The sequence below is a fragment of the uncultured Fenollaria sp. genome (genome assembly GCF_934202865.1).
Lineage (GTDB): Bacteria > Bacillota > Clostridia > Tissierellales > Peptoniphilaceae > Fenollaria.
This window is the reverse complement of record NZ_CAKPYL010000005.1, coordinates 22,154-47,303: the sequence shown is the minus strand read 5'-3', so window position 1 is coordinate 47,303 and position 25,150 is coordinate 22,154. Positions and strand designations below refer to the sequence as shown.

Below are 25,150 nucleotides of genomic sequence, written 5' to 3'. Positions count from 1 at the left end.
CTATTGCTTCATTGATACTTGCTGTTGCAAAAATAGCATTATACCGTCTACTATATGTTGCCGCATCATGCTTGGACAAAATAGCTTCTACAATCTTCCTTTTGCTTATCTTTGTATCTGCTTTTGCTGCAATGTGAGTATCATCTGGCTTAAAATAATCAATGTGAAAACGTAAAACGTTGCCATCATCAATCGCATTTGTGATGGTGTAAGAATGAAGTTCTTTTTCAAAGACGTCTTTTGTTGTTTTATAAGAACCAATTGTCCCATCAACTTGTTTATAATTTGAATTTTCTTCAAAAATTGGTGTGCCGGTAAAACCAAACAATTGTGCTTTGGGGAAGAAAGTCTTTATTGCTTCATGATTATCTCCAAATTGTGAACGATGGCATTCATCAAAAATAATCGCCATACGCTTATCTTGAAGCTTTAGTAGCCTTTCTTTAAAAGTTAATTCGCCTTTTTTTCTTTTTTCTTGATTACGCTTACTATCGTCATCAAGTGCAAGTCCAAGTTTTTGAATGGTAGTAACTATCACTTTATCCTTATAATCATCAGATGTGAGACGCTTAACTAAACTTTCTGTATTTGTATTTTTCTTCCACACATCCTTCTTGAAACTTATTAAATTCTATACGAGTCTGTCTATCCAAATCTTTTCTATCCACAACAAACAAGCACTTTTCAATATCTGGATTATCTTTTAAAAGTGTTGATGTCTTAAATGACGTAAGAGTTTTGCCACTACCTGTAGTATGCCAAATATATCCATTGCCTCGATTTTGCTCAATACAATCCACAATGGCTTTCACAGCATAAATCTGATATGGTCGCATAATCAATAATTTTTGCTCACTCACTACCAAAACCATATATTTACTGATAAGTTCTCCAATAGTACACTTAGACAAAAAACAATTCGCAAATTCATATAGATTGGTTATTTTATTATTGTTTTTATCTGCAAATTCATAAATAGGCAAGAATCTCTCATCTGCATTAAATGAAAAATGCTCCTTGCGATTATTGGCAAAATAATAGGTATTAGTTTCATTACTAACAATAAAAAGCTGAATAAAACAAAGTAGAGAATTTGTATATCCATTTCCCGGATCATTTTTATAATTCACTATTTGTTCCATCGCTTTTTTAGGTGTGATTTGTAAAGTCTTTAATTCAATCTGAACTACCGGGATACCATTAATAAGCAAAATAACATCATAATGATGGTTACTATTTTCTGTATTAATACGCAGCTGATTAACTACTTCAAATTCATTTTTGCACCAGTTTTTGAGATTCACAAGAGTATATTGCAAAGGCGTATCATCATCTCTTTTAAAAGTATTTATTTCTCTGAGCTTTTTTGCATTCTCAAAAACATCTGAATTTATTATGCTATCACGTAATCTTATAAATTCAGAATCACTTAATTTTACACGGTTCAATCTTTCAAAATGCTTTCTGAAATTTTCTTCTAATGAAAATTTATCTCTAATATCTTCACGATAAACATATTTTAAATCTGTCAATTTTTTGATAAATTCATTCTCTATTTGTCTTTCATTCTTCATATTTATCATCCCTTTTCCAACTTAATTCATCGCTTCCAATAGCGAAATCAAAGCCTGGTCTAAATCTTTTTTTTTGCAAAGATCAATCAAGGCATATCTTGCTATCTGGTTAGGTTTAGATTTATTATTCTCCCAACGATTTACCGAACTAAATCCAACATGTAATTCTCTGGCTAGTCCTTCTTGCGATAATTTTAACTCTGAACGAATGGTCTTAATTATTTCAGAAAGTTCCATATCAATCTTCTCCTTAAAAATTTTTATACTACATTTATATGTCATATATTATATCATAAGCTATAGCGTTTGGAAATATCATTCAATATGATTCCACTTTATAAATCAATTTCTTTTGGATTTTTTCTATTATTTCTTGCAGTCTCTTTTGTTGTAACCTTATCCCTAGCCTTTTCTCTATTGAGGGTTTTAATAATTGATTCTTTTTCCTTTTTAACTTTATCACTACCAAGATACTCATTCATATTATTTTCAGATGCTCAAATTCATCATATTGTGGTGCTAATGAATTATATTTCTTGATTATCTCCTCCTGTTTAGCTTGTAATTCTTTAGAATGCTCATTTAATTTCCTGAAAAGATTTTTACTTAATTTTGTCTTTAACTCTCCTACTACAACATGTCTCAAATATGGAAATTGCTTAAGAAAAATATCTATTTCTTCATAAGACTTCTGATAAGCTTCTACATCTTTTCGATTCATCATCATATAAATTTTATCGTAGGGATTTTTACGATATCCTTCATAATGTTTTCTTTTGCTCATACAGATTTGAATTTGCTTTACCACTTCATTTATCCTTTTTTGCTCCCATGACAGCCTATCAAACTCTCGCTTCAACTCATTCTTTTTGATTGATATTCGATTAATACCACGCTCCAATTCTTTCATTGAATTAAATCCTTTGTTCCTGATTTCAACAAGCGAAGAAGCTGTCGTTTTAAGATTGTGTCTTGTTGCCCACTGCTCATAGCCTTTGCTTGACCTTGCTTTTTCGCTGTTCTTAATATCAATGATATTCCCAATTTCTTTGTCTTTATTTCGGATTCTATTTTTGGTTTTTTCTTCAGTATAATTCGCTCCAATGGTCTTCGCTCTGCTAATCTCTGCTGCACTACATGTAAATAAGAATTATTTGAAAGAACCTGATTATCCATATACCGAACATGATTTAATGCGATTTTTGTTTAAGCTTGATGACAGTATTGAAGTAAAAATACGTCCTGTTATTCTAAATGATGAAGATCCCGAATACACTACCACAGGCATCTATTTCGGTAGTGAAGCTATTTTGAAAATACGAAACATGCTTGAAGATTGGCAGAAAATGAAGCAGAAATATGAAAATAACGAAATCACTAAAGAAGCATTGCAGAATTGGAAAGCCAACTACCCTGACAGTCTAAAAAAAGATTACATTCCTTTTGAAGAAAGCAATGTAAAATTCTATAGAAGCGGTATCGGAACAAAAGTTCCACCGGATATAAAATAAGCACAGAAAAAGCACATAGCTGAAAGATTTTTAGGTCTTAAAGTTATGGGCTTTAACAATATCTATATTATTTTTGTGCAGATAATCAATTCAATAGATAATTACATATTTTCGCAACAGCAATCCCGTTTATAACAAAATTACATATAAAATGTGCTGTCATTGTAACATATACGTTTTTGGTTTTAATGTAGGAAATGCTCAACGGCAGAGCCCATATCATGCATAAGAAAATTCCCCAAATTGTAAATGTATGCTCTAAAGCATATGCAAACATGCTAAACAATGTTGTAAAAATTAAAATTTCCCCATTCTTAAAAGATGTAAGGTTTTTTCTATAAAACACTTCCTCTACGATTGGTGGCAATATTATTGTAGAACCTGCAAATAGAATAAGTTTTAACCAATTATCCGCTTTTAAATTAATCATTCCCGTACTAAGATATGGGAACATATTTTCTAAGATATTTGTAAATACGAAAGAAAGACAAAAGAATAATATCGTCAACATCACATGCTTCCAAAAAGCATTTCCTCCCTTAATGGCATTCAACCATTCTTGAATAGAAAAATCTTTTCTTAACCAAAAATAAATTGCTAATACTACATAAAACAGAAAATTGATGTATATATAATATCCCTGAAATAGCAAGCACGCTAATACAAACAGTACCTCAGCAATAATTGGAAAGATATTTAATTTGATATATTTATTGTCCATACGCTCGTCCCAATTCACCATTCACTATTTCCACAAAAGCCTCCCACCAAAATGATGTAAGGCTATCTAAACTATTGACCTAAATTCAACAACTCCCTTTCAGACCTGCTTTTGCCCCTTTTTAGTATCAAAACAGTATCATTCAGGAGTTTTTTGCTACTGCAAATCGCTAAAACCAACTGTTTTCAATGGTTTTACAACAGAAACATATTTGTTACTCTATTCCCACTCGATTGTTCCTGGTGGCTTCGACGTAATATCATACACCACTCTATTAATTCCTTTTACTTCATTAATTATTCTATTCGAGATCTTCGCAAGTATATCCATATCTATTGGATAAAACTCTGCTGTCATGCCGTCGGTACTTGTTACGGCTCTTAGGGCACACACATAATCGTATGTTCTTTCGTCGCCCATAACGCCAACTGTTTTAATGTCTGGTAGCGCAGCAAAGGCTTGCCAAATCTTTCTATATAAACCATTTTTCTTTAGCTCGTCTATATAGATGGCGTCTGCTTCACGAAGTATTTCTAGTTTTTGCTCTGTGATCTCGCCTATGACTCTGATGGCAAGGCCTGGTCCTGGGAACGGATGTCTATAGATAAGGTCTTCATCTAATCCTAATTCAAGTCCTATGGCTCTTACTTCGTCTTTGAATAGCTCTCTTAGTGGCTCTATCAGTCCTTCGAAGCCTATATCGTCTGGTAAGCCGCCTACATTGTGGTGACTCTTTATAACTGCTGAGCCGTTTGTACCTGATTCAACTACGTCTGGATATATAGTTCCTTGAACAAGGTACTCGATTTTGCCAAGCTTCTTTGCTTCTTCTTCAAAGACTCTGATGAATTCTTCGCCTATAATCTTTCTCTTCTTTTCTGGCTCTGACACGCCATTAAGCTTATCCATGTATCTCTTTTGAGCGTTAACTCTGATGAAGTTCATCTTGAATCTATTCTTAAATATCTCTTCGACTTGATCGCCTTCATCTTTTCTAAGTAGACCGTGGTCAACGAAGATGCAAGTTAGATTGTCGCCTATTGCCTTATGCATAAGAGCTGCAGCAACTGATGAGTCGACGCCGCCTGATAGTGCTAGTAAGGCCTTTTTATCGCCAACTTTTTCTCTAATCTCTTTAACTTTGTTTTCAATGAAATTTTCGCTCGTCCAATCGCCCTTAAGACCTGTAATGTCATAAAGGAAGTTTCTAATCATCTTGTCGCCGTCGATTGAGTGCTTTACTTCTGGGTGGAATTGCACTGCGTAAATCTTTTTTTCTTCATTTTCCATCGCTGCGATAGGGCAATTGTCTGTCGATGCGATGCACTTAAAACCTTCTGGCAATTTGGATATGTAGTCAGTGTGACTCATCCAAACTTGGCCGCTCGGAGAGCCCTTAAATAGCTTTGACTCTTCGTAGTGGCAGATGGTCTTGCCATATTCCCTATTCTTCTCAGAGCCTTTCTTTACCTCACCGCCCAATAGATGTGCTGTTAATTGAGCCCCATAACAAATACCTAGTATAGGTATGCCTAGCTCAAAGATCTCCTTCGATATCGATGGTGAATCATCAAGGTAGGCTGAGTTTGGTCCGCCTGTAAAGATTATTGCCTTAGGGTCTTTTGCTTTTATTTCTTCTATGCTTTTAGTATAAGGAATTATTTCCGAGTAAATATTATTTTCTCTTACACGTCTCGCGATCAATTGCTTATACTGTCCGCCGAAATCTATTACTAAGACTAAATCGTGTTTCATTTAATCACCTCTTGTAATAATTATATCACAAGTTTATTTTTAATGCTATAAATTTCACAGACTTTATCAAAATACTTACAATTTTGTTAAAATCGTTATGCCTCTATACTAAAGTGGTATAATATAGACAAAGGAGATGATATTATGTTTAAAAAGATGAACATGATTGCAATGGCACTCGCCATCGTTATGGTTTTGTGCGCATTGCCAGTAAATTCATTAGCAGAAACAAAAAATCTAAACAAGGTAGACGACAAAACAATGGAAAAATTAGTTTTAAAAGCAAAAGAAGTATTTAATATCAAAGATGTTTATGACAATTTTGAAGTGAATAGTTCTAGTGACGATGGCTACGGCACTATATACAATTTATCATGGACTAAAAAGGACGGCTCAAGTGATGTAAACGTGAGCATATCAAAGGACATGCACATCACTAACTACAATACTTATGATAACAAAAAGTATGAAACACTTAAGCCAAAGTACTCGTATGAAGCTTTGAAAAAATATGCCACTGAGATGATTAAAAGAATCGACCCTATCAATAGCAAGAGCCTTAAGCTAAACGAAAAAACTTATCAAAACATTAGTGGCGACAACGCATATACTTTTAACTTTGATAGATATGTAAACGATAGACGCGTTATTGGTGACGGCGCTTCCATTACCATAAGCTATGTTGATAAGAGCGTGCAAAGCTACTCACTAAACTATAGCCATGGCTTTGACTTTTCAAAAACAGCTGAGTTTGATGCACTTAAGAGCAATTTAACTATGGATGAGGCTATAAATATTTGCAAGGACAATGAATATCTAAAGCCTATGATTAAATTTGTAATCAATGATAAGAAGGAGCCAAGGCTTACATTTAAGACTATATATAGCAACGAGCTAAATGCAAATTACTATGTTAATTCGACTACAAAGAAATATGAGCGCTACGACTACCCTGTCTTTTTAAATAATTATATGACTAAGGACGCCGCTGCTGAAGGGGCTATGGATGGTCTTAGCGAGTACGAAGTTAAGGGCATTGACAAGATTAAGGGCATCAAGTCTAAGGACGAAGCTGTCAAAAAAGCAAAGACTTATGTTAAGGACGCTAGCAATACTAAGGTGACTTTATCCAGTCTAAATCAAGACTACATCTCTAAGGACTACGTCTACCACATCAATTTAGAGAGTGGCAAAGATAAGAAAAAGACTTACTATAATATCTCATTTGATGCGAAGGATTTAACACTATTAAAATTTAGCAGCTACAATAATTTTGACAATGGCGATAGTGAGAAAAAAGATCTAAGCTCTGATGAATTAAAAAAGATTGCTATTGACTATATCAAGAAGAATGCTTCAGACATTGATGAAAAGGATTTAAAATTCATAAGTGCTGAAAATAATTCTATATACTTTGTAAGAGTGATGGATGGCTACTATGTTCCAGAAAACTCCATTAGCCTAGGCGTTTCAAGGGATACAAAAGAAGTAAATGACTACTCAAGAGCTTGGTACAGAAAGCCTATGAGCTATGAAAAGGCAAAGATATCAGCAGACGAAGCTTATAATCTAGTTAAAAAAGAAATTCAATACGAAGAAGCTTATCAATATATTAGAGATAAATCTGATCCAGCTAAGTCAAAAGTCGTTTTAAGCTATATGCCAAAGAATACTAGGATCGAGATTGACGCTATAACAGGAAAACTTACAAATAATGCAGATGAGTTTAGAAATTACTCCGACATTGATAAATCAAAATACAAAGACAAGGTGACTCTACTAAAGCAAATGGGCTACTCATATCTTGAAGACGAGATAATGCCAAATAAAAACTTAAAGCAAAAAGACTTTATGACTTTTATTTATAGATATGGCTCAAGAAATAATGATATAGATGAGACTATAGATAACGCTTATCAAAGAGCTATAAGAGATGGCGTCATCAAAGAAAATGAAGTGAATAAAGATAAAGAAATCACAAATATTGATTTAGCAAAATACATTGTAAGGCTAAAAGGCATGGAAGAGCTTGTTGGCAAGGACATATTTAAGCCAGTCAACACTAAGGCAAAACTTACAAAGGAAGAAAATTCTTATCTTGCCATAGCCAAGGCTCTTGGATATGTTAATGGTAAGGCCATTGACAAGAACGCTAAGATCAATAGAGATGAGTTCATAAATATAATTTATAATTACATTTTTAAGTAAAGATGCAAAAAGAAAATGCTTACAGCGATTGCTGTAAGCATTTTTTATATATAAGCTATTAGTCTTCAAGTAGATAAGCTAGTGCTAGCTTAAATGTTGCGTCAACTGCTTCCTTATGTGTTCTTTCAAAGCTGTGTGATGCGTCAACACCTGGTCCTATAAGTGCGGCTCTAACGTTCCAGCCAGCTCTTAAAACAGCTGACGCGTCTGAACCGTAGTATGGGTAGATGTCTATAGCGTATGGTATATCATTCTTTCTAGCAAGTTTGATTAATTTTTCGCTCATCATCTTGTCATATGGTCCTGAAGAGTCCTTTACACAAACAGTGCATTTGAATTCTGATGATGTTTGTCCAGTGCCTGGCGCTGCCATATCAACAGAGATGAATTCAACTGTCTTTTCAGGTAGACCAGCTGTTGATCCGTGACCAAGCTCTTCATAGTTTGAGATGAAGAAGTTTGTTGTGTGTTTTGGCTTAATATTATTTTCTTTTAAATATTTTACTAGTCCAACAAGAACAGCAACGCATGCCTTGTCATCAAGGTGTCTTGATTTAATAAAGCCTGATGGTGTAACCCATGTGCCTGGATATAGATAAACGTAGTCACCAACATTGATACCAAGCTTTTCAACATCTTCTCTTGATGAAACTTTTTCGTCAATTCTTATTTCCATTGAGTCTTCGTCTCTCTTTGTCTCGTCAGCCTTTGCGCCATAAACGTGAGTTGAAGAAACATTTGTAAGTATAGTTCCTGTGTATTCGCCGTCATCAATAGTTGAGATAACGCATTCGCATCCTTCAATAACGTTCCATGGGTAGCCGCCTAATTTAGTAAGTTTAAGTCTGCCATTACCAGTGATGTCCTTAACCATGCAGCCAAGTGTATCAACGTGAGCTGATAAAGTCACTTGCTCTTCGTCATCTTCGCCTTCTACTGTTACATAGAAGCCGTTCTTTGCATTTTTATGAGCCTTTAAGCCGTACTTAGCGAATTCTTCTTCAACTAAGTTAAGTGCCTTAATAGTATCTCCTGTTGGTGATGGTGTCTTTAGTAGCTTCACCATAAATTCTACCATGTAGTCTAAATCGTGTTTTACGTCCATTTTTATTCCTCCCTTAATAAATAATCTATTGCTAATTTGTATGAATCAAAGCCAAAGCCTGAAATAACGCCATCACAAGCTGCTGCTGTGACAGAATTTTTTCTAAATTCGTCGCGTGCAAATATATTTGTTAAGTGCACTTCGACTTTTTTTATCTTAATGGCCTTTAGCGCGTCGTATATGGCGTAGCTGTAGTGCGAGTAAGCAGCCGGATTGATGATAAGGCCACTATAATCTCCGTCAATTAACTCTTGAAGCTTGTCAATGATGGCTCCTTCACTATTTGACTGAAACTCATCTAAGCCAATGCCTTTGCCATTCGCATAAGACTTTAATTCATCCACTAAATTATTATAAGATAAATCGCCATAAATTTCAAGCTCTCTCTTGCCAAGTATATTGATATTCGGTCCGTTGACCACAAGTATCTTCTTCATTTAATCACTCCTTGTACCTTTAAACGCCTTTTGAGCTCCTTGCACATCAAAAAAACTGATTTGTCCGCCTTCATCGTCATGTCCGCGTACTTTTCGAATAGCGGCGCCCTCTCTTCGTAAAGCTTTCTCATTGGGTCGCCCTCAGCTCTTAGTAAGGGCCTCCTCGATGTATCGAGATTTGTCTTCAAAAACTCAAGCGGCCTCTTTAGATAAATGACGTAGCCATTGCTTTTTAGATGCGCCATATTTTCTTCGCGCATAACCGTTCCGCCGCCAGTCGCTATAATCCTTTTATCGAGTCTACTTACTCTTTCGCAAACCTTTGTCTCTCTGCGCCTAAACTCTTCTTCGCCATATTTTTGAAAAATTTCATTTATGCTCATGCCTGCCTCTTTCTCGATCAGCCTATCCGTGTCAATGGCCTTGTAGCCGATCTTGCGGGCGAGCTCGTAGGCGATAGTCGTCTTGCCGCTGTTTGGCATGCCTATGATAATGATGTTCATGCGCTCACCAGCATATCGTAGATAGCAAGAGCCGAGTAGCACTTCATAATTGTATAGACGCGTGGAACGACTGAGGCGTCATGCCTACCACTTATCTTTATCTCAGCGTTTTCCATAGTCTTCATGTTTATGGTCTTGAACTCACGAGCGATTGAGGCGATAGGCTTAAACACAGCACTTAGCACTATGTCAGCGCCATTTGATATGCCGCCAATGATGCCGCCATTATTATTTTCTAAAAATTTTACTTTGCCACTATCTACCCTCAACTCGTCAGCTACTTCACTTCCTAAGCTTTGAGCAAAGCCATATCCATGACCAAAGGAAACTGATTTTACAGATGGAATCAAATACATGTATCTTGCCAGCTCCCCATCAAGCGGGGCAAATGGCGGATCGCCAAGACCTGCCTTGACGCCCTTTATAATTAATTCGACCTCTGCTCCGACGCTATCGTTTTCATTTTTTATTTCATCTAAATACTTTTCGATCTCGTCGTCTCTGTACTTATACATATGATATTTCTTCGATAAAAATTCTTCGCCGCCCTCTTCGTCAAGCATAGCGCCTAAGCGTTTTAGATGCGTTTCAAAAGTGATTCCTTCCTTTTCTAGCTCTTTTAATATTATCGCAGCCGCCGCACAAACTGGCGCTGTTAAACGAGCTGATAATATACCTGAGCCGCGATAGTCATTAAAGCCCTTGTACTTAATAAAGGCTGGGTAATCAGCCTGCGACGGCCTTGCTAAATCTTTTCTAGCTTCATAAGAAGAGCTATCTACGTCAGCATTTTTCATAAGTATAGTAAGCGCGGCTCCTGTAGTGAAGCCATTAAAGACGCCAGAGATGATTTCGTAATCATCCTTCTCTCTTCTAGCGCTCGAGGCAGCCGTACTTGGTCTTCTTTCTGCGAGAATTTTATCAATGTAGTCTCTATTGACCTCTATGCCGCTAGCTAAACCATCAAGCGTCGCTGTCATAAATTTTCCGTGCGATTCACCTGAAAGAGTCAGCCTTATTCTATTTCCAATTGTCGATGACATTGACCTCGCCCCCTAAACTTATATAATCTTCAAAAAACTTCGGATATGACTTATTCACGCACTCGTAGCCACTTAAGAAGATGTCTTGATCAAGCCTTGTCGCAAGTATCGCAATCATCATGGCTATCCTATGGTCATTATACGCGTCAAACTTGTTCGTGTACATGATGATGTCCTCAAGCGGATTCACGATGAGTTTATCGTCAATAAATGTAATTTTGGCGCCAATCTTTTTTAGCTCATTGATTATGGCCTGAACCCTATTTGACTCCTTATACATCAGTCTCTTTACCGAAGTGAAAGTAGTTTTATGCTTTCTAAATAGTGCAGCCATCGCAAGTATCGGCACTGCGTCTGGGCTATTCTTCATATCGATGATGAGGTCCTGAGTTTGATCGTAGCTTAATAAAGTATCTTTAACCATCTTATCAGCTTGTATACTCGTATCAAGCATGTCCATAATGTCAATATCTGAGCCTAAGTAGTTTGCTGCATAATAATTAGCTGCGTTTGAGTAATCTCTTTCAATAATATATTCGCCAGCGGATTTAAATTCTTGTCCGCCTTTTATCTTAAATTCATTTTCACTCGCATCGATCTCGACGCCAAAGTCATTAAGGCAGTTAATTGTCATGTCTATGTATGAGCGCGAGGATAAATCGCAGTCAAGAACTATACGCGAGTCAAAGTTCATGCGCGCAAGCTTAAATAAGAGTGATGAAACGAATTGGCTCGAGATGTCTTCTGAGATTATGTATTCATCCTTAACTAGGTCTCCCTTTATGCTTATGGACTTGTTCTTGTCATTGATGCGGTACTTAATACCATTGTCATCAAAGATCTTAAAGGCGGGATCATTTGGCCTTTCAAATAGCTTATCGCCCATGTATATCTCGTGCAAATTGCCATCAAGTATATTAAATAATATGAAGCGAAGCGTTGTGCCAGAGGCTTCGATGCGCACTCTGTCTGGGCTTTTCTTATTTTCGCGCGGCTTAACAAGGACGTCGCCACTATCCAAAAGATCAAAATCAGCGAAGCTTATTAGGCTAAGCATGGTGTCTTTGATGTCTTCAGATAGATCAAAGCCTTTGATAATCGTGTTTTCGGCAGCAAAAGAACTTGCAAAGATATATCTGTGCAAGTAGCTTTTTGAGTGATTTACATAAACCGGCCCCATTAATTTAGAGTTTTTTATTCTTAATATGCTCATTATAAAGCTCTACTACCTTTCTCTCGTCCACCCTTTTGATGATGGCCCCTCTATTTGCAAGAAAAACAAAATTAATTTCGTCCGCCATCATCTTTTTATCACTCTTAAGTGATTCTATCTCATAATTTATTTCTTCACTTGGATAATATTTGTGAATTAATTCAAAACTTCTCTTGTAAGTGTCTTCGTCTGTTATATTTAAAATTTTGCCAAGCTCAAGGGCAATCTTCATGCCAATGGCAACGCATTTACCATGTGACAAAGTGTAGTGACTAGCTGCTTCAATCACGTGGCCAAATGTATGACCAAAGTTTAGTGCCATGCGAGCGCCTTTTTCATTTTTGTCTTCAGAGACGAAATGAACTTTCGTGGCAATGGATTTTTCTAAAACTTCTTCAATCGCCGCATCTTTTTTTATTAGATCATAAAGACCATTATCATATATAAGCGCATGCTTAATTACTTCAGCAAATCCTGATATATACTCATCTTTAGGAAGCGTTTCAAGCGCATCTATGGCAATAAAGACTTTGTATGGGTCATAAAAAGTACCCAAGATGTTTTTCTTATCGCAAAAATCGATGCCAGTCTTGGAGCCAATGGCTGCGTCTGTCATAGCAAGTAGGCTTGTTGCGATATTTACGTGCTTTATGCCGCGAAATAGAATCGACGCCGCAAAGCCGCCTATGTCCGTTACTACGCCGCCACCCACATTGATTATAAGTGAGTGCCTATCGAGCTTGTCGGCTGCGTACTCAAGAAGATTTTCCAAAACGCTTAGGCTCTTTGCCTCTTCACCTGCGTCTATCACGTATAGAAAAGCGTCATATTTCTTAAGTATCTCATCGATGAAAGCCCTTTGCTCTCTATAGAGATTTCTATCAGTTAATACAAGGTAGTTCGTAAAATTTTCTTCTAAATCTATTTCACTCGCCTTGTGAATGATTTTTATCTCGTAAGCAAGTCCATCTCTATTCATAAGTCTTGTCCATCGCCTTAAGTATCTTCTTTAAATCGACTAACAAGTCATCAAACTCATCATATGATATGGCTTGTTCCCCATCTGATAGAGCCTCTGTCTTCTTGTCATTTACTTCGACCATAATGCCATCAGCACCAACAGCCGCACTCGCTAGGCTTAGTGGCTTTACTAAGTAATCAAGGCCGCCTGCGTGTGATGGATCAACTATGATTGGTAGATTTGTATACTTCTTAATAATCGGTACACTCGAGATGTCTAGTGTGTTTCTCGTAGCTGTCTCAAAAGTCCTGATACCTCTTTCGCATAAGATGACATCTTCGTTGCCACCCTTTAAAATATATTCAGCCGCTGCAATAAATTCTTTTATCTTATTCGCAAAACCTCTTTTTAATAGTACAGGCTTATTAATCTTGCCAAGCTCTGTTAATAGCGAAAAATTTTGCATATTTCTTGCGCCAACTTGAATTATGTCAACTGCGTCCATAAAATAATCAAGCTCACGCAAATCCATTAGCTCGGAGACAAATTTCACGTCGTAGGCCTTTTTTATCTCTTTGAAATAGTCAAGTGCCTCACGTCCTAAGCCTTGGAAGCTATATGGCGACGTCCTTGGCTTGAAAGCGCCTGCTCTTATAAACTTTATACCGCGAGATGATAAAAATTTTACCTCATCAAGAAGGGACTCGTATGATTCGCACGCGCAAGGACCAGCGATAATAGCAAAGCCCTCGCCAATTTTTTTGCCGCCTATATTTATAATTGTCTTTTCTTTATATTTCTTTGATGATTTTTCTTGTTCAAAGTTCATTTCTATCAGCTCCAGTCCATATTTTAAACGCTTCTTCCGCTTGGCCCATAAACATGCCCCAGCCATTCATAGTGATGAGACCCGCTTCTTTAGCAAGCGCCAAGAATTTTGTCTCTTCGGGGTTATATGTTAGGTCATAAGCAAAACCTGCTCTACTCATCTCAAAGTCTTCCTTTGATAATGGGCTCTCATCAAGCCTACCTGCCATGCCAAGACCAGTCGCGTTTATGATGACATCTTGATCCATGCCGTAGCCATAAGGATATATCTCGATATCGTCTTCGAAGTTCTTTAGCTTGTAATGCGCTTCGACCTCGTCACGCGTGTAAACAGTTATCTGAAAGATATTTAGCTTAGTAAGAGCATAAATAATGCTGCGAGCCGCTCCGCCAGTACCTAAAACAGCGTAGGAGTATCTCTCATACTTTGGTATTAGGCTCGCGATGTCCTTCATAAAGCCGATGTAATCAGTATTGTGTAGGCTCATCTTGCCACTCGCAAGGCTTGCTGTATTGGCTGCTCCTAAAATTTTCACCGCTTCACTCACTTCATCCGCGTATTTTAAAATTTCCTCCTTAAGTGGCGTTGTTATGTTAAAGCCAAGCACTTCGCCAGTCTTTGCTTCATTTACAAAGCTTTCAAGGCCGTCTTTATTCACTTCTCTTTTTTCGTAAATAAGATCAAGCCCACTGCTATTGATAAAGTCCGCCATCACTTCTGGTGACTTTGACTGCTCAATCGGGCTACCTATCACGAATAATTTATTTCTCATAAGTCTTTACCCTTCTAGTCCTTATATAATAATCGATAATCATGTTCGAAAGCTTCTCGCTGTCGTGTCTGGCGTAGTCGCCGTCATCCAAGCAGTCGCCTTCAATGTAATCAATACCTTCTTCTTCTAAAAATTTCTTGTCGTCATAAGTCAAAAATATTTGTTCTTGATACTCTTCTTGATATTTTTTCTTAAGGTCCTCGCTTAAGACCTTATTATTTATGATGATTAAATCAAAAATTTTGTCTGAGTGCTCGAAAATTGCTTCAACGTGATCTTTTACAGACATCTCATCGGTCTCGCCGTGCTGCGTCATTACGTTTTGCACGTAAATCCTCTTCGCTGGTGAAGAAAGGATTGCTTCCGTCACGCCCTCAACAAGCAGATTTGGTATGATTGATGTATATAAGCTGCCTGGGCCTATAAGTATGATGTCCGCCTTGTTTATAGCTGTGATTACACCATCAAGCGGCTCAACGTCCTTCGGACACAATTCAACCCTCTTTATCTTTTTATTGTCTTTAATCGCCTCAGCTGGCAATATGCTCTCGCCAAAGGCCTTGCTCTTGTCATCGTAAGTCGCCTCAATATTGACATCGTTTACGGTGATTGGCATAACAGTTCCCTTGACCCTTAGTATGCTCGATGCCATCTTGACAGCTTCTTCAAAGGAGCCGTATATCTCATTCATCGCGAGCAAAAATAGATTACCGAAGGATTGGCCCTTCAATTCGCCCTTCTCAAAGCGATGTGATAAAAGTGTATTCATCTCAGGCTCAATATCCGACAGCGCTAGAAGACAGTTACGCACATCGCCTGGCGGCAGCATGCCGAAGCTCCTTCTTAAAACTCCGCTTCCCCCGCCATCGTCAGCCATGGTCACTATCGCCGTTATATCTGATGAGTAATTTTTAATACCCTTAAGCAACGTAGATAAACCCGTTCCTCCGCCTATTGCAAGTATCTTAGGGTTTAGGCTCCTGTACTTATTATACATTGCGAGCCTCTTTATACATATCTCTATTTTTCAAAACAGTTAAATTCTTCTTTTCTTTTAAATATTCATATAGCCTTTCAGCCATGTAAACGCTTCTGTGTCTACCGCCTGTGCAGCCCATACCTATAGTCAATTGATTTTTGCCTTCCTTTATATAATTTGGTAGTAAAAAGTCAAGCATATCAACTAATTTTTGGAAAAATTCTTCAGTCGCATCATATTTCTCTAAAAATTCTTTTATCTCTGCGTCAAGTCCTGACAATGGCCTTAGATCATCAAGATAATATGGATTAGGCAAGAAGCGCACATCAAAGACAAGGTCTGCCTCTTCTAAAATGCCGTACTTAAAGCCAAAGCTTTCCACGACTATGGTAAGTTTCTTTCTCGTAATAGTGTTTGAAAGTATCTCGTATAGCTTATCCTTTAGGTCGCTGCTCTTCATTGAGCTTGTATCTATGATGTAGTCGGATTTGTCCTTAAGCTCTTTAAGTATCTCTCTTTCCTTTTGTATGCCATCTTTAAGTGAGCCGTCTTTGCTGAGTGGATGCGGCCTTCTTCTTTCATTGAAACGCTTTATGAGCTCGCTGTCTCTTGCGTCTAAAAATATCAGCTTAAAATCTAAATTCTTTTCTTCAAGCCCATCTATCACAGTGAGCATGTCATTGAAAAACTCCTTGCCCCTTATGTCCATACCAAAGGCTACCTTGTTAATATTTTCGTTCTCACTGTCAATTAGCTCAAAGAATTTTGGCAATAAAACAGGAGGCATATTGTCAATGCAGTAAAATCCGTTATCTTCCATGAAATTCAATAAAGAACTCTTTCCGGCACCACTCATGCCTGTTACTACATATATGTCCATAATATCCTCCTACTCTATATAAATATTCTTGATTCTATTGATATCAATTTGAGCTTCGTCAGCTCTTCTTAATGCTTCTTTTACATCGCCCACGCGCTCTAATTTATGCGCGTCTGATCCAACGTATAAGTCTACGTCAATGTCCTTGATCTTGATTAAGTCCTTAACTGACAGATTCTTATGCGATGAATTTATTTCTAGTGCCACGCCATGTTTCTCACATGCTTTGGCAAGTCTAACAATGTTTACGTCTATCTTGTCGCCCGGATGAGTAATTATCTTTATCGGGTAATTCTCTATCGCCTTGATATATGAGTCAGTAACCCTCTCAATCACTCTTTCGTGCCATTTTTTGAATGGCTTTGATATTTGCGGCAGTATCGATAGTTTCATCTGTTCCTTGAAGTTCTTCGTCTTTATGCCGTAATGAAAGCCCATAAGCACTATGTCTAGGTATTTCATTACGTCCTCGTCAAGATCCACGGTTCCGTCAAAGTCTAGCAAATTCGCTTCGACACCCATGAGTATCTTAAGTCCCTTGTCATTATACTCTTCGTTTAGCTTGTCAATCCTTTCTCTAAGAACTGGCAAATTGCTTCTCTTTATGCCGAACATGTAATGAGCTAGGCCGTGATCTGTGATTGCAAGCTCCTTAAGGCCCATAAGATACGCTTTTTTTGCACTCTCCTCAGGTGTTTGTGTGGCGTGCCTACCAAGGTTGCCTTTTGTTCCTGATGAGAATATCGTATGTGTATGGTAGTCGCCATATAATCTAATTTTATTCATTTATAATCCTTATCTCCTCTTCAAGACTTACAGCGAACTTTTCTAGGACTATGGCTTTGACTTTTTCAATAAGTGTGACTACGTCATCAAAACTTGCATTTCCTGTGTTAATTATAAAGCCTGAGTGCTTTTTACTAACCATGGCGCCGCCGACGGATAGTCCCTTTAGTCCAGCGTCTTCAATCAGTTTCGATGCGTAGTAGCCCTCTGGTCTCTTAAATACAGAGCCTGCTGATGGATACTCAAGTGGCTGCTTGTCCTTTCTTCTTTGGGTGTAATCTCTTTGCTCTTCTTCTATATCTTTCTTATCTTTTTTCTCTAATTTAAAGTAGGCGCCTAATATGATGTAGCCCTTCTCTTGAAAAATGCTTCTTCTGTGAGCAAAATTTGCTTCGCTCGCATTAATTTCGGCTATACTATCATCTTTAATATATCTTATCTTAGTCACAACGTCTTTAATCTCGCTGCCATAGGCACCGGCGTTCATATATACAGCTCCGCCAACTGTTCCAGGTATGCCTGATATGGCTTCGAGACCACCTAGACCTAGCTCAAGCGCCTTATTGGCAAGGCTCTTAAGTGAAGCGCCTGCCTCAGCATATAAAGTCACTTCATCTATTTGCTCGATATGAGCAAAGTTTTTATCAAGTACTATGACAGGTCTTTCAATGCCAGCATCGCTGATAAGAAGGTTACTGCCATTGCCAATGATAAGGTAGTCTTCCTTCATCTCGTCAAAGAGCTTCACTAGCTTTAGAATTTCTTCATCGCTCTTCGCTTCGACCAAGACGTGTGCTGGCCCACCTATCTTAAAAGTAGTGTACTTCGATAAGCTTTCGTCCTCTTTAATCGTTTCTATATTTAATCTTTTTATTTCTTCAATTATCTTCTCCATACATTCCTCCAATGTAATTATATCATAAATGAAGATTATTTTCTATATCTATGTACAAAAAAGAAGCCCCATAAGGGACTTCTCCGATAGTAAACAATTTTAGAATATCATCATTGCTACAGTTAATACAATTATTGAGAATATTACTGTGAATATAAGAGGTTTCTTAACCCATTTATACCAAGTACCTAATTCCATCTTAGAAATTTGTATTGCGCCCATAACAACGCCTGATGTTGGTGTTACATAGTTTACAACGCCCTCTGCAGCGCAGAATATTAATATCATAACTTCTGGTGAGTAACCAAGTCTAGCAGCTAGTCCACCCATAACTGGGATAGATAGTGTTGCAAGGCCTGATGTTGATGGGATGAAGAATGATAGTGCGATGTATACGATGTATGCAAATGGTACGAATAAGTAAACTGGTAGGCCTGCTAGAGCTGTTGCTGATCTATCTAGTATAAGTGCGTCGATGTGTGTTTGAGCCATAAGTACAGATGCTGCTCTTGCTACAACGATTACTAATACAACTGATAAGATGTCTTTTGCTCCGTCAACGAATGCGTTAACCAATTCCTTTTCAGATAATCTTCCGATCCAGCCTATAACTATAGACATAAGGAAGAATAATACTGAAATTTCTGGGAAGTACCATTCACCAAGTGCTGTGTCTGTCAAGAATGCTGACCAGCCTTCAAAAGCTGTTACGCCAAAATCTGGCCAAGGAATTAATGATATAATCATAACTATAAAAGTAATTGCGAATATAACTAGAATGAATTTATGTCTACCTGTGTAAACAAGTTCGTCTTCAGTCTTAGTTGTTTTAAATTCTTTGTCCATAACTTCTCTTTCTTGAAGAGATAATATTGTTGAGCCTTTGTCTTTGTGTACTTTGCTAGCGTATCTTAATACGAAGTACATAGCAGTACCTAGAGCAACTGCCCAAAGTATTGCGCCTAGTAGAATTACAGTACCTTTGTTACATTCAACGCCTGCACCGTTAAGTGCGTCCATAGCTACACCAGTAGCAAATGGGTTAACTGTTGAACCAAGTACGCCGGCACCTGCTCCAAGAAGAACAGTTGCTACAGCAACCATAGTATCAAAGCCTGCAGCTACCATCGCAGTAATGATTAGAGGATATAGGGCTACAGTTTCTTCTGCCATACCGTAAGTTGATCCACCTATTGAGAAAAGAATCATAAGTACAGCGATAAGAGCCATTTCTCTACCCTTCATGTTCTTAACTAGTCTGTGAATACCAGCTTCAAGAGCTCCTGTCTTGTTAACAACTGCTAGGAAACCACCGATAACCAATACGAAGATGGCGATATCTATAGCGTCAACAAAGCCGTTGTAGAAACTCATTGTGATGTCTGGAAGTCTAGCTCCTGCTACTTCAGTAACAGCTTCTTCAGCTCCCTTAGGAACTACAGGGGCAAATTGTGCTCCATTAAAAATCCATGATAAGATTGCAACAAATAGTATAATTAGAATAAGAATACTATAAGCACTTAATGAACGTTTCTTTTTTGTTTTTTCCATCATTTTACCTCCTTAATGATTGTTTACTATTGATACTATAATTATACTACAAACCTGCTACTTATGCAACACTTTTTTTGCCTATAGTGATAAATTTATCGTTATCTAATTCGCTTGTTCCTTTTCAAGCTAGCAGCTTCACTAAAAGTACTTAGTATATTATATTAATTATGCTAATGGGTATAAATAATTGTATGGAGGTATGAAAATGAAATTAAATAATATAAAAGCGGCCTTCTTTGATATGGACGGGACGATAGTGAGCTTCACTACTCATAAGATAAGTGAAAGAGATATCGCCGCTATGAATAAGCTAAGAGAAAAAGGGATTATGGTCTTCATCTCATCGGGCCGTGAAAAATCAAATATAATGAAGGTTCTTGACAATACTCTTGAGGTCGATGGCTTTGTCGGCATGAACGGCAACTTAAACGTTATAGGCGAAGAAATTGTTTCAGAGCACTTTATGGAGGAAGAGGACGTTCGCTTCATAGTAGACGCTGCGAATAGGCTTGGCTTTGCCTTATCACTCTTCACTCGCGAAGGCGTTATACTTAATAAAGTGGATGATAAGGTTCACGCGGTTCATGACCACGTCGAAGTGCCTATACCAAGGATTGCCTCACTAGATGAGCTTGATTTAAGTAAGATATATCAAATGAATTCATACACGACTAAGGACTTTGACGAAGAGCATCTAATACCATATATGAAAAACTCTGTCTTTAAGAGATGGAACGATGACTTTGCTGATATCAATAGCATAAAGACATCTAAGCTTGTCGGAATAAATGAAATAATCCATAAGCTTGGTATTGATATTAAAGACACTATAAGCTTTGGCGACAGCGAAAATGATTTAGAGATGATTAAGGGTACAGGTGCCTCAGTTGCTATGGCTAATGCCATGCCTATAATCAAAGAGGCAGCGACTTACATTACCAAGGATTGCGATGAGTCAGGAGCGGCTCACTTTATTGAAAATTACCTCTTATAACTTGATTTTTTCCATGCTTTGTGATAAAATTCAAGAAGAATTTAAAACAAAAGAGGTTTATATATGTCAAATAAAAAAACTGTTATAAAATCACTCGCGATGATATCCGTCTTCACGCTTATCAGCAAGATCATGGGCTTCTTCAGAGAGACAATGATCGCATCGAAGTACGGTGCCAATCTCGAGACTGATATGTATACTGCTGCGACTACCGCAGTTATCTTTTTGATAGGAGCACTTGGTAGTGGCTTAAACACTACGCTTGTGCCGATATTTTCAGAGGTAGAAGAGAAAGAAGGCAAAAGAGGTAAATTAAAATTCATGAACAAAATCATGAACATCATCGGCCTCATCGCCTTAATCCTTTGCGCTTTGTCATACATCTTTGCTCCGCAAATTACTAAGCTTATAGCGAAGGGCTTTACTGGCGAGACGCTTGCCTACACAGCCTACCTAATGAGAATAGGTGTGCCTATCATTTTGTTTTTGTCAATCACATACATTTTCTCGAGCTTTTTGCAATCAGAAAACGTTTTTGGCCCTTATGCCATCATGGGCATACCGTACAATCTAGTATTCATCATCTTCCTAATCTTCTTTGCGAGAAGAGGCAATATCGATCTATTGATGTTCGTTAGCGTTATAGCTGCGTCCATGCAATTTTTGATTCAGCTCCCTGCTGTTAAGCACAAAAGATACAGATATTCACCCGATCTTGACTTCAAAGACCCTTATGTAGCGAAGATGTTTAAGCTTATCGTACCTATACTTATAGGCTCGAGCGCATATCAAATCAACTTAGTTGTAGACAAAACACTAGCCTCAGAGCTAGTTAGTGGATCAATCTCGGTACTAAACTATTCGTCCAAGATATATCTTATGATTATATCTGTCTTTGTTATGGCACTAACAACTGTAATCTTCCCAAAACTATCGTCATCAATGATTAGAAACGAAAGTCAAGAGATCAGAAGCATAATCAGTGAAAGTGTCGATATCGTCGCACTTATCACGCTTCCAGCAACTTTTGCAATAGTTTTTTTAAGCTATCCGATAGTTGAGATACTTTTCCAAAGAAATATGTTTAACGAAACAGCCACACTGATGACCTCAGGTGCGCTAACATTCTACATCTTAGGACTTTTCTTTGCCTCATTAAGAATGATATTCGAAAAAGTGTTCTACTCGATGCAAAAGACTAAAGTACCGATGATCAATGGACTTATAGCTGTCGCAGTAAACATCGCCTTTGACATAATACTAGTTAAGTTTATGCAGCACAAAGGCCTTGCCCTAGCTACATCGATCTCATCATTAGTTTCAGCAATCACACTATATATCTCGCTTAAGAAAGTTTATCCAGATATTGAGATCAAAGACAATCTAATTTCACTTATAAAGATACTAGCAGCCTCCATCATCATGGCACTAGCAATGTATTTACTATTTACTCTCGGCGTAAAAGTTTTGGGAGAAAAGAAAATAATCAAATTTTTAATGATGGCTATATCAGGCGTCATCGCCTTAGTCATCTACGTAATATCACTTAAGGCGCTAAAGGTTCACGCTTTAGACGCTGTACTAAACTATAAAAGGAGGAATAATGAAAAATAAAGAACTAATAAAACGCTTTTTACCCTACTTTAAAAAATATAGAAAAATTCTCTTCATAGACTTGTTCTGCGCTGTATTAACTACAGTGTGTGAACTAGTCTTTCCTTTATTATTAAGAAGCATAACTAATACGGCTGCACAAGACATTTTACTTTTAACAAATGAGTACATTTTAAAAGTAGCTGGACTTTACTTCGCACTGCGCGTAGTTGAGATAGTTGCTCAATTCTACATGACTAAGGTCGGTCACATCATGGGCGCCTACATCGAAAAAGACATGCGTAGCGATGCCTTTGCCCATTTGCAGCACCTATCAGACAGTTACTACAACAATACTAAGGTCGGTCAAATCATGGCCAGAATCACTCATGACCTCTTCGACGTAACTGAGTTCGCTCACCATTGTCCTGAAGAGTTTTTAATTGCTATATTCAAGATAATTATTTCATTTGCAATTTTAATTAAGATCAATGTTTTATTAACAGTGCTAATGTTTATCATGATACCTATAATGATATATGCGTCAAGCTCATACAACCGCAAGATGCGCCGCGCCTTTAAGGAGCAAAGAGATCACATAGGCGACTTAAACTCAGGACTTGAGGACTCGCTACTTGGCTCAAAAGTAGTTAAGTCCTTTGCGAATGAAGATGTTGAAGTCGAAAAATTTGAAAAAGATAACGATAAATTCCTTGAGATTAAAAAGAAGAGATACACATATATGGCGGGCTTTGGCACTGTAAATAGAATCTTCGATGCCATCATGTATACTATGATAATTACTTTGGGCGGCTTTTTAATGCAGGCTGGGAAAATATCAGCTGGTGACATGATTGCCTATGTATTATTCGCAACAAGCCTACTCACAACTATAAAAAGAATAGTCGATTTCATGGAGAACTTCAATGCCGGCATGACTGGCATAGAGCGCTTCATCGAGATTATGGATACAGACGTCGATATCTTTGACAAAGAAGACGCCATCGAGCTAAAAGATGTCAAGGGCAAAATCGAGTTTAAGGACGTGAGCTTCACTTACCCTGACGACAAAAACAAAGTTCTTTCTAATGTCAATCTAGTGGTTAATGAGGGCGACTCCATCGCTATAGTTGGACCATCTGGCTCAGGTAAAACGACTCTAGTTAACTTAATACCTCGCTTCTACGATGTTACAAGCGGAGAGATTTTGATAGATGGCAGAAATATTAAAGACTTCACACTAAAGTCCTTAAGACAAAATATTGGCTCGGTTCAACAAGAAGTCTACCTATTTAGCGGCACTATACTTGATAATATCAAATATGGCAAGATCGATGCAAGCAAAGATGAAATCATCGAGGCAGCTAAACTTGCTGGCGCATATGACTTTATTATGGAACTGAAAGATGGCTTTAACACTTATGTTGGCGAGCGTGGCGTAAAGCTATCTGGCGGTCAAAAGCAAAGGATAGCCATAGCAAGAGTATTTTTAAAGAATCCAAAAGTGCTTATACTTGACGAGGCTACGTCGGCTCTTGATAACACTAGCGAAAGACTTATACAAGAGTCACTTGAAAAGCTTTCGGAGGGTAGAACGACACTTACTATTGCCCATAGGCTCTCAACTATTAAAAACGCAAAAACCATCATCGTTCTAACAGATGACGGCATAAAAGAAACTGGTACGCACGATGAGCTTATGTCGAAGAAAGGCCTTTACTACGAGCTTTATACAGGCTCGCTTCTTGATCTAAAATGATTTAATACATTTGTAACCTCTAATAAGCTAGCTTTATGATATAATAAAGGTAGAATCATAGTAAAGGAGGAAAACATATGAAGAAGAGAATGATAAGCGCCCTATTATTGATATGCATTTTGCTATCAAGCACAGCCATGGCAATGGGTATAGATAAATTAAAAGGTCACTGGGCTGAGAAAAAAATTGAAGATGAATTTATGAAGAAGTACTTTACAGAGCTTGCGAAAGATAATTATGCGAAGTTCGAGCCAAACGCTCCGCTAGAAGCAAAACAATTTGCAAGTGCACTGGAAAAACTATCTAACGAATATGGCGACTTCAAAGTAAGTATATATGGTGACTCCAACTATCTTACAAGAGAATCAATGCTTGACTACATCTTTGACGGTGTGAAGAACATAAAATTCGCTCGTAGCGAAGAAAAAAACATAGACTTCACTGACATTGAAAAGATGGACAAGATTAGAAAAGAAAAGTTAAAATACCTTGTAAATAAAGGCATAGTATATGGCAATGGCGATAAAAAATATGCGCCAGAAAAAAAGCTATCACAAGTAGAAGGAGTTTTAATCGTGCAAAGAATACACAAGATTTTTAAGGATAACGAAGGCGAAAAAACAGCCAAAAACCTATCCTTTGATGTACAAAACATCTCAGAGGGTTTAAGCAACAACGGCGAATCGATCTTCTATAAAAAAGAGGGCGATCAAATCCTAATCACATTCACAATGAAGTTCCCTAACCCAGGATACACAGTTGGCGTAGAAAAAGTACTACTTAAGGATAATAAGATAACGATCTATCCGCAAGTCGTAGCGCCAGGACCAACAACTATAACCCTACAAGTCATAGCATACAAAACAGTTACACTTGCACTAAACGCTGAAGAAACAGGCGACGGACCATTTGATATAAAAGTTATTGGTAATGAAAATAACAATATCGAGATTAACACAAAATAAATAAAATTTTGAGTTATAGCACTTCATCTTTAGTAGATGAGGTGCTTTTTCATGAGAATTTTTAAATTTAAGAAAATATTAAGTCTAATTTAAGAAAAAATTAAGATTTATAT

General features: G+C 37.5%; 24 protein-coding genes and 1 pseudogene. 6 read left to right on the top strand and 19 right to left on the bottom strand.

Annotated elements, in window-relative coordinates; translation table 11 throughout:
• From Q0E71_RS01385 to Q0E71_RS01370, 4 genes and pseudogenes are all read right to left on the bottom strand, one after another.
• A pseudogene (locus tag Q0E71_RS01385) lies at positions 1-1,574 on the bottom strand (type I restriction endonuclease subunit R); the annotation flags it as partial.
• 21 nt (positions 1,575-1,595) lie between these two features.
• On the bottom strand, positions 1,596-1,811 hold the full coding sequence (locus Q0E71_RS01380) for a DNA-binding transcriptional regulator (RefSeq protein WP_294795180.1): 216 nt from the start codon (positions 1,809-1,811) through the stop codon (positions 1,596-1,598).
• A 98-nt stretch (positions 1,812-1,909) separates the two neighbouring features.
• The gene (locus Q0E71_RS01375) at positions 1,910-2,056 is read right to left on the bottom strand and encodes a hypothetical protein (protein ID WP_294795177.1); all 147 of its coding nucleotides are present in this window, start codon (positions 2,054-2,056) and stop codon (positions 1,910-1,912) included.
• Positions 2,053-2,484 (bottom strand): hypothetical protein, encoded by a 432-nt coding sequence (locus Q0E71_RS01370; protein WP_294795175.1) that lies wholly within the window; start codon positions 2,482-2,484, stop codon positions 2,053-2,055. The genes Q0E71_RS01375 and Q0E71_RS01370 overlap by 4 nt, the downstream gene beginning before the upstream one ends.
• Before the next feature lie 244 nt (positions 2,485-2,728).
• Here Q0E71_RS01370 and Q0E71_RS01365 point away from each other — a divergent pair, with 244 nt between their 5' ends.
• Positions 2,729-3,085 carry a hypothetical protein gene (locus Q0E71_RS01365; protein WP_294795172.1) on the top strand — a complete coding sequence of 119 codons (357 nt, stop codon included), beginning with the start codon at positions 2,729-2,731 and terminating at the stop codon, positions 3,083-3,085.
• Between the two features lie 85 nt (positions 3,086-3,170).
• Here Q0E71_RS01365 and Q0E71_RS01360 read toward each other — a convergent pair whose 3' ends face one another.
• Positions 3,171-3,806 (bottom strand): CPBP family intramembrane glutamic endopeptidase, encoded by a 636-nt coding sequence (locus tag Q0E71_RS01360; RefSeq protein ID WP_294795170.1) that lies wholly within the window; start codon positions 3,804-3,806, stop codon positions 3,171-3,173.
• A 219-nt stretch (positions 3,807-4,025) separates the two neighbouring features.
• Positions 4,026-5,561: a glutamine-hydrolyzing GMP synthase gene (guaA, locus tag Q0E71_RS01355; protein WP_294795169.1), complete on the bottom strand. Its 1,536-nt coding sequence runs from the start codon at positions 5,559-5,561 to the stop codon at positions 4,026-4,028.
• A gap of 144 nt (positions 5,562-5,705) precedes the next feature.
• Here guaA and Q0E71_RS01350 point away from each other — a divergent pair, with 144 nt between their 5' ends.
• On the top strand, positions 5,706-7,769 hold the full coding sequence (locus tag Q0E71_RS01350; protein WP_294795166.1) for a YcdB/YcdC domain-containing protein: 2,064 nt from the start codon (positions 5,706-5,708) through the stop codon (positions 7,767-7,769).
• Positions 7,770-7,827: 58 nt separating this feature from the next.
• Here the strand turns inward: Q0E71_RS01350 and Q0E71_RS01345 are convergent, their stop codons facing one another.
• The 13 genes from Q0E71_RS01345 to Q0E71_RS01285 form a co-directional block, all read right to left on the bottom strand.
• Entirely contained in the window at positions 7,828-8,874 is a 1,047-nt protein-coding gene (locus Q0E71_RS01345; protein ID WP_294795163.1) for a M42 family metallopeptidase, read from the bottom strand.
• A 2-nt stretch (positions 8,875-8,876) separates the two neighbouring features.
• Positions 8,877-9,311 carry a type II 3-dehydroquinate dehydratase gene (gene aroQ, locus Q0E71_RS01340; RefSeq protein ID WP_294795161.1) on the bottom strand — a complete coding sequence of 145 codons (435 nt, stop codon included), beginning with the start codon at positions 9,309-9,311 and terminating at the stop codon, positions 8,877-8,879.
• Positions 9,308-9,814, bottom strand: coding sequence for a shikimate kinase (locus Q0E71_RS01335; RefSeq protein WP_294795157.1), 507 nt, complete (start codon positions 9,812-9,814; stop codon positions 9,308-9,310). Before Q0E71_RS01335 ends, aroQ begins: the two co-directional genes overlap by 4 nt.
• Entirely contained in the window at positions 9,811-10,857 is a 1,047-nt protein-coding gene (gene aroC / locus Q0E71_RS01330) for a chorismate synthase (RefSeq protein ID WP_294795155.1), read from the bottom strand. The genes Q0E71_RS01335 and aroC overlap by 4 nt, the downstream gene beginning before the upstream one ends.
• Positions 10,835-12,070: a 3-phosphoshikimate 1-carboxyvinyltransferase gene (locus Q0E71_RS01325; RefSeq protein WP_294795152.1), complete on the bottom strand. Its 1,236-nt coding sequence runs from the start codon at positions 12,068-12,070 to the stop codon at positions 10,835-10,837. The genes aroC and Q0E71_RS01325 overlap by 23 nt, the downstream gene beginning before the upstream one ends.
• A complete protein-coding gene (locus Q0E71_RS01320; protein ID WP_294795149.1) occupies positions 12,042-13,049 on the bottom strand; it encodes a 3-dehydroquinate synthase family protein in 1,008 nt (335 codons plus the stop codon). Before Q0E71_RS01320 ends, Q0E71_RS01325 begins: the two co-directional genes overlap by 29 nt.
• The gene (gene aroF / locus Q0E71_RS01315; RefSeq protein WP_294795145.1) at positions 13,042-13,860 is read right to left on the bottom strand and encodes a 3-deoxy-7-phosphoheptulonate synthase; all 819 of its coding nucleotides are present in this window, start codon (positions 13,858-13,860) and stop codon (positions 13,042-13,044) included. Before aroF ends, Q0E71_RS01320 begins: the two co-directional genes overlap by 8 nt.
• Positions 13,850-14,632, bottom strand: a complete 783-nt coding sequence (locus Q0E71_RS01310; protein ID WP_294795142.1) for a shikimate dehydrogenase — start codon at positions 14,630-14,632, stop codon at positions 13,850-13,852. Before Q0E71_RS01310 ends, aroF begins: the two co-directional genes overlap by 11 nt.
• Positions 14,622-15,629, bottom strand: a complete 1,008-nt coding sequence (gene yvcK, locus Q0E71_RS01305; RefSeq protein WP_294795139.1) for a gluconeogenesis factor YvcK family protein — start codon at positions 15,627-15,629, stop codon at positions 14,622-14,624. Before yvcK ends, Q0E71_RS01310 begins: the two co-directional genes overlap by 11 nt.
• Positions 15,622-16,491: an RNase adapter RapZ gene (rapZ, locus tag Q0E71_RS01300; RefSeq protein ID WP_294795135.1), complete on the bottom strand. Its 870-nt coding sequence runs from the start codon at positions 16,489-16,491 to the stop codon at positions 15,622-15,624. Before rapZ ends, yvcK begins: the two co-directional genes overlap by 8 nt.
• 9 nt (positions 16,492-16,500) lie before the next feature.
• Complete coding sequence (locus Q0E71_RS01295; RefSeq protein ID WP_294795133.1) at positions 16,501-17,277, bottom strand: PHP domain-containing protein; 777 nt, start codon at positions 17,275-17,277, stop codon at positions 16,501-16,503.
• Complete coding sequence (gene murB, locus Q0E71_RS01290; protein WP_294795129.1) at positions 17,270-18,172, bottom strand: UDP-N-acetylmuramate dehydrogenase; 903 nt, start codon at positions 18,170-18,172, stop codon at positions 17,270-17,272. The genes Q0E71_RS01295 and murB overlap by 8 nt, the downstream gene beginning before the upstream one ends.
• Positions 18,173-18,271: 99 nt before the next feature.
• Positions 18,272-19,723 (bottom strand): YfcC family protein, encoded by a 1,452-nt coding sequence (locus Q0E71_RS01285; protein WP_294795127.1) that lies wholly within the window; start codon positions 19,721-19,723, stop codon positions 18,272-18,274.
• A 208-nt stretch (positions 19,724-19,931) separates the two neighbouring features.
• On the opposite strand from Q0E71_RS01285, the gene Q0E71_RS01280 reads away from it, so the two are divergent.
• The 4 genes from Q0E71_RS01280 (at position 19,932) to Q0E71_RS01265 (ending at position 25,037) form a co-directional block, all read left to right on the top strand.
• On the top strand, positions 19,932-20,720 hold the full coding sequence (locus Q0E71_RS01280; protein WP_294795126.1) for a Cof-type HAD-IIB family hydrolase: 789 nt from the start codon (positions 19,932-19,934) through the stop codon (positions 20,718-20,720).
• A 63-nt stretch (positions 20,721-20,783) separates the two neighbouring features.
• Positions 20,784-22,334, top strand: coding sequence for a murein biosynthesis integral membrane protein MurJ (murJ, locus tag Q0E71_RS01275; protein WP_294795124.1), 1,551 nt, complete (start codon positions 20,784-20,786; stop codon positions 22,332-22,334).
• The gene (locus Q0E71_RS01270) at positions 22,324-24,072 is read left to right on the top strand and encodes an ABC transporter ATP-binding protein (RefSeq protein ID WP_294795122.1); all 1,749 of its coding nucleotides are present in this window, start codon (positions 22,324-22,326) and stop codon (positions 24,070-24,072) included. Before murJ ends, Q0E71_RS01270 begins: the two co-directional genes overlap by 11 nt.
• Positions 24,073-24,149: 77 nt before the next feature.
• Entirely contained in the window at positions 24,150-25,037 is an 888-nt protein-coding gene (locus Q0E71_RS01265; RefSeq protein WP_294795120.1) for an S-layer homology domain-containing protein, read from the top strand.
• Positions 25,038-25,150 lie beyond the last annotated feature (113 nt).

Bases quoted from the DNA above. Each gene is read 5' to 3' on its own strand.
- Q0E71_RS01380 (WP_294795180.1), bottom strand. From the start codon at position 1,811: ATGGAACTTTCTGAAATAATTAAGACCATTCGTTCAGAGTTAAAATTA.
- Q0E71_RS01375 (WP_294795177.1), bottom strand. From the start codon at position 2,056: ATGAATGAGTATCTTGGTAGTGATAAAGTTAAAAAGGAAAAAGAATCA.
- Q0E71_RS01370 (WP_294795175.1), bottom strand. From the start codon at position 2,484: ATGAAAGAATTGGAGCGTGGTATTAATCGAATATCAATCAAAAAGAAT.
- Q0E71_RS01360 (WP_294795170.1), bottom strand. From the start codon at position 3,806: ATGGACAATAAATATATCAAATTAAATATCTTTCCAATTATTGCTGAG.
- guaA (WP_294795169.1), bottom strand. From the start codon at position 5,561: ATGAAACACGATTTAGTCTTAGTAATAGATTTCGGCGGACAGTATAAG.
- Q0E71_RS01350 (WP_294795166.1), top strand. From the start codon at position 5,706: ATGTTTAAAAAGATGAACATGATTGCAATGGCACTCGCCATCGTTATG.
- Q0E71_RS01345 (WP_294795163.1), bottom strand. From the start codon at position 8,874: ATGGACGTAAAACACGATTTAGACTACATGGTAGAATTTATGGTGAAG.
- aroQ (WP_294795161.1), bottom strand. From the start codon at position 9,311: ATGAAGAAGATACTTGTGGTCAACGGACCGAATATCAATATACTTGGC.
- Q0E71_RS01335 (WP_294795157.1), bottom strand. From the start codon at position 9,814: ATGAACATCATTATCATAGGCATGCCAAACAGCGGCAAGACGACTATC.
- aroC (WP_294795155.1), bottom strand. From the start codon at position 10,857: ATGTCATCGACAATTGGAAATAGAATAAGGCTGACTCTTTCAGGTGAA.
- Q0E71_RS01325 (WP_294795152.1), bottom strand. From the start codon at position 12,070: ATGAGCATATTAAGAATAAAAAACTCTAAATTAATGGGGCCGGTTTAT.
- Q0E71_RS01320 (WP_294795149.1), bottom strand. From the start codon at position 13,049: ATGAATAGAGATGGACTTGCTTACGAGATAAAAATCATTCACAAGGCG.
- aroF (WP_294795145.1), bottom strand. From the start codon at position 13,860: ATGAACTTTGAACAAGAAAAATCATCAAAGAAATATAAAGAAAAGACA.
- Q0E71_RS01310 (WP_294795142.1), bottom strand. From the start codon at position 14,632: ATGAGAAATAAATTATTCGTGATAGGTAGCCCGATTGAGCAGTCAAAG.
- yvcK (WP_294795139.1), bottom strand. From the start codon at position 15,629: ATGTATAATAAGTACAGGAGCCTAAACCCTAAGATACTTGCAATAGGC.
- rapZ (WP_294795135.1), bottom strand. From the start codon at position 16,491: ATGGACATATATGTAGTAACAGGCATGAGTGGTGCCGGAAAGAGTTCT.
- Q0E71_RS01295 (WP_294795133.1), bottom strand. From the start codon at position 17,277: ATGAATAAAATTAGATTATATGGCGACTACCATACACATACGATATTC.
- murB (WP_294795129.1), bottom strand. From the start codon at position 18,172: ATGGAGAAGATAATTGAAGAAATAAAAAGATTAAATATAGAAACGATT.
- Q0E71_RS01285 (WP_294795127.1), bottom strand. From the start codon at position 19,723: ATGGAAAAAACAAAAAAGAAACGTTCATTAAGTGCTTATAGTATTCTT.
- Q0E71_RS01280 (WP_294795126.1), top strand. From the start codon at position 19,932: ATGAAATTAAATAATATAAAAGCGGCCTTCTTTGATATGGACGGGACG.
- murJ (WP_294795124.1), top strand. From the start codon at position 20,784: ATGTCAAATAAAAAAACTGTTATAAAATCACTCGCGATGATATCCGTC.
- Q0E71_RS01270 (WP_294795122.1), top strand. From the start codon at position 22,324: ATGAAAAATAAAGAACTAATAAAACGCTTTTTACCCTACTTTAAAAAA.
- Q0E71_RS01265 (WP_294795120.1), top strand. From the start codon at position 24,150: ATGAAGAAGAGAATGATAAGCGCCCTATTATTGATATGCATTTTGCTA.